The organism is Microcystis sp. M113S1, assembly GCF_020246945.1.
Lineage (GTDB): Bacteria > Cyanobacteriota > Cyanobacteriia > Cyanobacteriales > Microcystaceae > Microcystis.
In genome coordinates this window covers 1-3,195 of record NZ_JADBSA010000146.1, presented here as the reverse complement: position 1 = coordinate 3,195, position 3,195 = coordinate 1, and the positions used below count along the sequence as shown (strand labels likewise).

The 3,195-nt window shown below is 42.9% G+C and carries 1 protein-coding gene; it reads left to right on the top strand.

What is annotated here, in order from left to right:
• Window positions 1-205: 205 nt before the first annotated feature.
• Entirely contained in the window at window positions 206-2,926 is a 2,721-nt protein-coding gene (locus tag IM319_RS07415; protein WP_287735160.1) for a valine--tRNA ligase, read from the top strand.
• Window positions 2,927-3,195: the final 269 nt, after the last annotated feature.

Here is a 3,195-nt window from a genome sequence, read left to right as displayed (position 1 = left end):
GGTCAACTACCTAATTTTCAGGGAAAAAGTACCTGAATTTTCCCCCTGATCACTCCCATGCCTGGTACTTTTTGATTGACAAAAAGTCTAAAAGTCTTACCCAACAAGGTTTTTAGATTTATTCAGCAGACCCTAAATAGGAATTTGATCTCTCCCAAATGTGGGACAATTGACAAAGAACTAAGAATTGTAGAATCCCCCCATCATGACCTCGGAACTATCGAAGCAATACGATCCCAAGATCACAGAAACGAAATGGCAGCAATATTGGGAAAATCAAGAAATATTTAAGGCAAACCCCGAAAAAGGCGGCGAAACCTACTGTATAGTCATCCCTCCTCCCAATGTTACCGGTAGTCTCCACATGGGTCACGCTTTCGAGAGTGCTTTGATTGATACACTTGTTCGCTACAAGCGGATGACCGGCAAAAATACCCTCTGGCTGCCCGGTACGGATCACGCTAGTATTGCAGTACAAGCTATACTCGATCGCCAATTAAAAGCCGAAAAAACCGACCGTTACCAACTAGGAAGGGAAAAATTCCTCGAACGCGCTTGGCAATGGAAAGAGGAGTCTGGTAGTACCATTGTTAATCAACTGCGACGCTTGGGGGTATCCGTCGATTGGACGCGGGAACGTTTCACCATGGATGAGGGACTTTCCCATGCTGTCCGTACTGCTTTTATTAAACTTTATGAGGACGGATTAATCTATCGCGGTCAATACTTAGTTAACTGGTGTCCCGAATCCCGATCGGCCGTTTCCGATTTAGAGGTGGAAAACAAGGAAATTGAGGGAAATCTCTGGTATTTTCGCTATCCTCTCAGCGATGGTAGCGGTTATCTTCAAGTAGCCACCACAAGGCCCGAAACCATGCTCGGTGATACTGGTGTCGCTGTCAACCCGCAAGATCCCCGTTATCGCCATTTAATCGGCAAAACCGTCACTTTACCGATAATGGGGCGAGAAATCCCCATTATTGCCGATGAATTAGTCGATCCCGAATTCGGTACTGGTTGCGTTAAAGTTACGCCGGCCCACGATCCTAAGGATTTTGAGATGGGTAAACGCCATAATTTACCCTTTATTAATATCATGAATTTAGACGGCAGTTTAAACGAAAATGCCGGAATATTCGCGGGTCAAGATCGTTTTGTTGCCCGCAAAAATGTCGTTAAAAAACTCGATGAAGACGGCTTTTTAGTTAAGATTGAAACCTATCGCCATAGCGTCCCCTATAGCGATCGAGGTAAAGTTCCCGTGGAACCCCTTTTATCTACCCAATGGTTCGTTAAAATTGAACCTTTAGCCACAAAAGCTTTAGCCTATTTAGATCAGGAAAACTCGCCCCGTTTTGTGCCAGAAAGATGGACAAAAGTTTATCGCGATTGGTTAGTTAAGCTAAAAGATTGGTGTATTTCTCGACAACTGTGGTGGGGTCATCAAATTCCCGCTTGGTATATTATCAGTGAAACTAATAACGAAATTACTAACCATACTCCCTTCGTCGTTGCCGAGGATGAAACCTCCGCTTTAGCCAAGGCCAAACAACAGTATGGAGAGGATATAATTATTCAACAGGACCCCGATGTTTTAGATACTTGGTTTTCCTCGGGATTGTGGCCATTTTCGACCATGGGTTGGCCAGAAAAAACCCTTGATCTAGACACCTATTATCCCACCACCACCCTCGTCACCGGTTTTGATATTATCTTTTTCTGGGTGGCAAGAATGACGATGATGGCCGGCTATTTTACGGGACAAATGCCCTTTAAAGATGTCTATATTCACGGTTTAGTTAGGGATGAAAACGGCAAAAAGATGTCTAAATCTGCCAATAACGGCATCGATCCTTTAATTTTAATTGATAAATACGGAACCGATGCTTTACGATATACCTTAATTCGAGAAGTGGCAGGAGCAGGACAGGATATCAGTCTGCAATATAACCGTAAAACCGATGAATCAGAATCCGTAGAAGCTGCCCGAAATTTTGCCAATAAAATTTGGAATGCTTCCCGTTTTGTGATGATGAATCTGGAGGGAAAAACCCCAGAAGAATTGGGAGAACCAGCTTTAGAAAATTTAGAATTAGCCGATCTCTGGATTTTATCTCGTTATCATCAAACAGTGCAAAAAACTAGAGATTATCTAGAAAATTATGGCATGGGAGAAGCGGCAAAAGGTCTATACGAATTTATCTGGCGCGATTTCTGTGATTGGTATATCGAGTTAGTAAAAACTCGTTTATGGAAGGATAAAGAATCGGTTTCCTGTGCCACTGCCCGCCAAACTTTGGCTTTTATCTTGGCAGGGACATTAAAATTATTACATCCCTTTATGCCCCATATTACCGAAGAAATTTGGCATAATTTAACCCAAGAAAATCAGCAGGTTTTGGCTTTACAAACCTATCCCATAGCTGATAGTTCTCTGATCGATATAGATTTAGAAAATACTTTTGAGTTATTAATTGAAAGTATTCGGGTGTTGCGTAATTTGCGCGCCGAAGCGGGGATTAAACCGGGGGCAACGATCACAGCAATTTTACAGACAGAAAACAGCCAAGAATTAGCTATTCTGCAACGCGGACAAGTGTACTTAAAAGACTTGGCTAAGATCGAAAACTTAATTTTGACGGCCAAACTAACCGAGGAAGTCAATCAAGCGATCGCTGGTGTTGTCGCTACGGTAGAAATCCTCATCCCCCTGTCCGGATTAGTTGATATATCGGTATTGGCAGGGAAATTAGCGAAAAATTTAGCTAAGGTAGAAGGGGAAATCAAGAGTTTGAGCGATCGCATGAATAAACCTAGCTTTGTCGAAAAAGCTCCAGAAGCTTTAATCCAAAAAACGAAGCAAGCTTTAGCAGAGGCCGAAAAACAAGCCCAAATTCTCCAAGAACGCTTAAAACGTCTGCAATAGTAATTTTATCCTTGACATCCTCGCCGCCGTAAAACGGACGGCGATTCCTCACCACGCCACTTTTTTAGGGTGGTCGCTGAATGGGGTTGACGCTTCACCGAAAAACGCTTAATTGCTTAAGTCTGACACTTCCTCCACGTCCATTTTGAGTGTCCGAATGCCCTCCGGCCACTTTGAACAAGTCGAAAAAATCTCATGTTCAACCTTATTTCCTAGAAAGTTTTACTCGTTCAAGGCCGAATTTGAAGTCTTTTCTGAACGAAACCCCC

Coding starts and splice junctions, on each gene's coding strand:
- IM319_RS07415 (WP_287735160.1), top strand. CDS start 206: ATGACCTCGGAACTATCGAAGCAATACGATCCCAAGATCACAGAAACG.